At 55.0% G+C, this 5,324-nt stretch carries 4 protein-coding genes; 2 read left to right on the plus strand and 2 right to left on the minus strand.

Annotated features, from left to right (window positions below):
• Positions 1-427 precede the first annotated feature (427 nt).
• Both K5905_RS26780 and K5905_RS26785 read right to left on the minus strand, forming a co-directional pair.
• The gene (locus K5905_RS26780; protein ID WP_297589986.1) at positions 428-1,324 is read right to left on the minus strand and encodes a pseudouridine-5'-phosphate glycosidase; all 897 of its coding nucleotides are present in this window, start codon (positions 1,322-1,324) and stop codon (positions 428-430) included.
• A 136-nt stretch (positions 1,325-1,460) separates the two neighbouring features.
• On the minus strand, positions 1,461-2,384 hold the full coding sequence (locus tag K5905_RS26785) for a PfkB family carbohydrate kinase (protein ID WP_297589978.1): 924 nt from the start codon (positions 2,382-2,384) through the stop codon (positions 1,461-1,463).
• Positions 2,385-2,703: 319 nt separating this feature from the next.
• Between K5905_RS26785 and recA the strand changes: the two genes are divergently transcribed.
• Together recA and alaS are read left to right on the plus strand one after the other, a co-directional pair.
• On the plus strand, positions 2,704-3,774 hold the full coding sequence (gene recA / locus K5905_RS26790; RefSeq protein ID WP_297589982.1) for a recombinase RecA: 1,071 nt from the start codon (positions 2,704-2,706) through the stop codon (positions 3,772-3,774).
• Positions 3,775-4,066: 292 nt separating this feature from the next.
• A partial coding sequence (alaS, locus tag K5905_RS26795) for an alanine--tRNA ligase (protein ID WP_297589984.1) occupies positions 4,067-5,324 on the plus strand: 1,258 nt, incomplete at its 3' end.

Genomic DNA, 5,324 nt, shown 5'->3' on the forward strand with positions numbered 1-5,324 from the left:
CTTCCTCCTGAAAGTGAGGCGGCAGCCAGGTAAACAGTCAACTGCCACTCAACTCGGTTGGTGTTCTTCTTCCGTCAGTTAGGGCAGGCAAACGCCACGTTGTCAACGGGTTAGGGGACTGCGGGGTAAGTGTCGCAGAGTGAAGTAGTTAAGATGCTCCGGACCCAAATCAAGGCATAAGCGATTATTGCGACAAAGATGTATCGCCATAAGGGCAAATGATCTTGAATCGCTGGAAATACAAACGGCTTTGGTCAGTCTTGCAAGCGGGCAGGTCGTTCTGCATGCCGACGCAGTGATTTGAAATGGCCTCGTCGCCAAGAAGGCATCGAGTTTTGGTTCCGGCCTGAAAACAGAAGTTTCCGCTGCTGCGGCAACTCAGGCTTATGAAAGGCCGAAGCCGTGAGACTTCGGCTTTTCAGATGTTTCAAACAAGTTCCGCCGCAATGCGAGCAGCCAGGCGTGCGTTATTGCGGACCAGCGCAATATTGGTATCAAGGCTGCGTCCATCGGTCAGCTCGAGGATGGCCCCGAGCACGAAGGGAGTGACATCCTTGCCTTTGACGCCTTCAGTTTCTGCCTTCCGGATTGCAGCATCGATGTATCCGTTCATCTCGGCGCGAGGGATCTGATCGGCTTCGGGCACAGGGTTGGCAATCAAAACGCCACCATGGCCTGCAAAATTCTCCCGCATTTTCAGAAGAGAACCGATTTCCTCCGCAGAATTCAGAGAATAGGGAGCATCCAGTCCGCTTTCACGAGACCAGAATGCAGGCAGTTCCTCGGTGGCATAAGCGATAACCGGTACGCCTTTGGTTTCGAGCACTTCCAGGGTTTTGGGAATATCGAGCAAGGCTTTTGCCCCTGCCGACACCACACAGACCGGCGTCCGGCCGAGTTCGTCCAGATCAGCGGAAATGTCGAAGCTTTCTTCCGCACCCTTGTGCACGCCGCCGATGCCACCGGTCGCGAACACTTTCACGCCGGCAAGATGGGCAGCCATCATCGTGGCTGCCACCGTTGTCGCGCCATATTGTCCGGTTGCAATGGCGAAGGTGAGGTCTGCCCGGGAACATTTCATGACGTTTTCAGCCTGGGCGAGACGATCCAGATCCGCGTCCGACAAACCGACCATGACCTTGCCGTCCATCAAGGCGATCGTTGCCGGCACCGCACCTTCCGCACGAATGTCGCTTTCCACCTGTCTTGCTGTTTCGACATTTCTGGGAAACGGCATGCCATGGGTGATGATGGTAGATTCCAGAGCCACGACCGGTTTGCCGACTGCAAGTGCTTCCCGGACTTCGTTACTGTAAACAATCAGATCTTTGAGTGCGGCGGAGTTGTTCACGTGTGTGCCTTTCTGTTGAGGCGGTCCGGAGCCTTTTGGTCCGGTCAGGTCTTGCCGGTCTTATAGGCTTCCGGAATGCTGGCGCCAAGATGTATATTTGTCCGTGCGGTCAAAAACTGCCAAGTGCGTCCCAGGTGAGGGTTTCCGCCAAGGCGCCAGTACCCTGAAGGGTCATGGCGGCGGCTGATAGACCGTAAGGGACGGCTTCCCTCAGCTTCAGACCTGTTGCAAGAGCTGCAATCGTGCCGGCGGTCAGAGCGTCTCCCGCACCGGTTACATCGACCACATTGACGTTAGGAGGTGAAAAGCGGGTCAGGGTTCCCACCTCTGACGCAATTACGTCTTTGCTGCCATCCGTTAGCACGAGGTTCCGCAGCCCCATCTCGTGCAGGGCCTTCACAAGGGTTTCCGGGACGGTATTGTGTGGCAGTCCGGTGATTGCGGAAGCTTCTCCCCGGTTCAGCATCAGGCATTCAAGGCTTTTCAAGGCGGATTTCAGTCGGGGAGCCTTTGCATTGGAAACAGCGTTTGCGATCAGCCGCCCCGTGCCGATTTTCGAAATCAGCCGATGCAGCATAGCCTCGGGCAAATTGGCATCCAGAAACCAGATCGTTTCCTGTTTTGAGGAAACGGCCAGATCGTCCAGCGCGGTGTCGAACAGGTCTGGCGGTGCATCGGCAAGGATCTTGTCATCGACGCAGGCGGCGGCCAGTTGGCCATCCGGATTGTGAAGCGCCAGATACTGACCGGTTGCGAACCCGCTGCGGATCGCATGGGCCAGGTGTATTCCCTCGGCTTTCAGTTGCTTTTGCAAAATCTGGGCAGGGCCATCGTCGCCAAAGACGCCAATCAGGCCGGTTTCTACCCCCAATTTAGAAAGGGTTCGGGCGATATTGGTTGCGACGCCACCCGGTTTGGAGTTGTGGCGCGCCGGGGTGGAGGTCTCGGGACGAATGTGAGAGGCCGCATGCGCTATCGTATCGAAATGGATTGCGCCGATTGAGATGACGCGGCTGGCGGATGAAGGAAACACGTTTCGGACTCTTCCCGGAGACAAGCTGGATTGCTTCAGCTTAGTGAAATCTGAATTTTCGGGCTAGCAGATCGTGTCCGACGCAGCAACTGTTGAGATGTTCCGGAACTTGATTCGCCCAGCTACCGGAATCGCAATATGTTCTCACCGTAAACTGACGTAACGGTAATTTTCTTACGGTAAAGCGGAACATATTGGAAACAAAAGCGCATTTCTATTTAAATACCAATCGGTTTTGCGAACTTGCCAAATGAGAACAAAATGTGTACAAACGCTCTCATTGAAACAACGCGTCCGTCGTGGAATAAGGAGCGTGAGCATGTCACAAAGTACACTTCGACTCGTAGAAAGCAGCCAGATGGATAAGACAAAAGCGCTGGACGCAGCGCTCAGCCAGATTGAACGGGCCTTCGGTAAAGGTTCCATCATGAAGATGGGGCAAGGCCAGGTCGTTGAAGTGCAGTCCATTTCCACCGGATCACTCGGTCTGGATATCGCGCTCGGAATTGGCGGCTTGCCGAAGGGCCGAATCGTTGAGATTTACGGGCCTGAATCTTCCGGTAAGACAACCCTTGCACTTCACGCGGTTGCCGAAGCGCAAAAGACGGGTGGCATTTGCGCCTTCATCGATGCCGAGCATGCGCTTGATCCGATTTATGCACGCAAGCTTGGTGTTGATATCGATAATTTGCTGATCTCCCAGCCTGACGCCGGTGAGCAGGCACTGGAGATTGCCGACACTCTGGTACGGTCGGGTGCGATTGACGTGCTGGTCATTGACTCGGTCGCCGCTTTGACGCCGAAAGCCGAACTTGAAGGCGAAATGGGTGACAGTCTGCCCGGCATGCAGGCACGCCTGATGAGCCAGGCCTTGCGCAAGCTGACAGCGTCCATTTCCAAGTCGAACTGTATGGTGATTTTCATCAACCAGATCCGGATGAAAATCGGTGTGATGTTCGGATCTCCTGAAACCACGACCGGCGGTAATGCGCTGAAGTTTTATGCGTCCGTTCGTCTGGACATTCGCCGTATCGGTGCGATCAAGGACAAGGATGAAGTGGTCGGCAACCAGACCCGCGTCAAAGTGGTCAAGAATAAGCTCGCACCGCCGTTCCGCCAGGTCGAGTTTGATATTGTCTACGGCGAAGGCGTTTCCAAGACCGGCGAGTTGATCGACCTTGGCGTCAAGGGCAATATTGTTGAAAAGTCCGGCGCCTGGTTCTCCTACAACAGCCAGCGTCTTGGCCAGGGGCGTGAAAATTCCAAGCAATTTCTGAAAGACAATCCCGAGATTGCCGAGGAAATTGAATTGGCTATCCGTCAAAATGCCGGTCTGATTGCAGAAGCAATTATTGACCCGGAAGGCGGTTCTGAAGACGACGCGGACTAAGAACTCGCCGGTTTTCCGGCTTCTAAAGGTCGTCGAACACATGTTCGGTTTTGCAGAGCTTTCCCTTGTTTCGGCAGGGGAAAGCTTTTCTTTTTCGGGTCCAGGAGGGAGGAAGGCCGCAGGTTGCTGAAATTCTGCCGATTTCCATGGGCTTGCTGGCCAGCAACCGCTGGACAGGGTTTCAGCTCAAAGTTAAAAGGCTTTTCCGACGCGGATCGGCAGAACGGTCCGAAGCCACTTTAGAAATTCAACTGGCCCGCAGTTATGGGGCCTGGACCGATGCGAGACCCGAATGACCGGCGTAAATGAAATCCGCTCCGCATTTCTGGACTATTTCAACAAGAACGATCACGAAGTGGTGGATTCCGGACCGCTGGTACCACGCAACGATCCGACCCTGATGTTCGCAAATGCGGGCATGAACCAGTTCAAGAATGTCTTCACCGGACTGGAAAAGCGAGATTACTCACGAGCCGTGACCTCGCAGAAGGTCGTTCGCGCCGGCGGCAAGCACAACGACCTGGACAATGTAGGTTACACTGCACGGCACCATACGTTCTTTGAAATGCTCGGGAACTTCTCGTTCGGCGACTACTTCAAGGATCGGGCCATCGAGCTTGCGTGGAACCTGATCACCAAGGAATACGGCCTACCCAAGGACAAGCTTCTGGTTACAGTCTTCTCCGAAGACGATCAGGCCTATGACCTTTGGAAGAAAATCGCGGGCCTCGGCGACGATAAGATCATCCGAATTCCGACCTCTGACAATTTCTGGACGATGGGCGACACGGGACCTTGCGGGCCCTGTTCGGAAATCTTCTACGATCATGGCGATCATGTCTGGGGCGGACCTCCCGGATCGGCGGAAGAAGATGGCGACCGGTTTATTGAAATCTGGAACCTGGTTTTCATGCAGTATGAACAGACTGCAGAAGGACGCCACGACCTGCCGCGTCCGTCGATCGACACCGGCATGGGCATTGAACGCATTGCTGCAGTGATGCAAGGCGTCCACAACAACTACGATATTGATCTTTTCAAGGCCTTGATTTCAGCTTCCGAACACGCCACGGGTGTCGATGCGGTCGGCGATGCGCTCGGCAGTCATCGGGTGATTGCCGATCATTTGCGCTCAACGAGCTTCCTCATTGCGGATGGAGTTCTGCCGTCCAATGAGGGCAGGGGATACGTGCTGCGCCGGATCATGCGCCGCGGTATGCGTCACGCCCACCTTATTGGCGCGCGCGAACCGTTGATGCACAAGCTGGTGCCGGCGCTTGTTCGCGAAATGGGCCGGGCATATCCCGAACTTGTTCGAGCTGAAGATCTCATTACCGAAACGTTGAAACTGGAAGAACGCCGGTTCCGCAAGACGCTTGAACGCGGCCTTGGCCTGTTGGACAGCGCCACAGCCGATCTTTCCGCAGGAGGGCAGCTGAATGGCGAGACGGCCTTCAAACTGTATGACACTTATGGCTTCCCGCTTGATCTAACGCAGGATGCGCTTCGTGCTCGCGATATTTCGGTCGATACGGGTGGTTTTGATGCGG

The sequence above is a fragment of the Roseibium sp. genome, assembly GCF_025698965.1.
In the GTDB taxonomy this organism is placed as follows: Bacteria; Pseudomonadota; Alphaproteobacteria; order Rhizobiales; family Stappiaceae; genus Roseibium.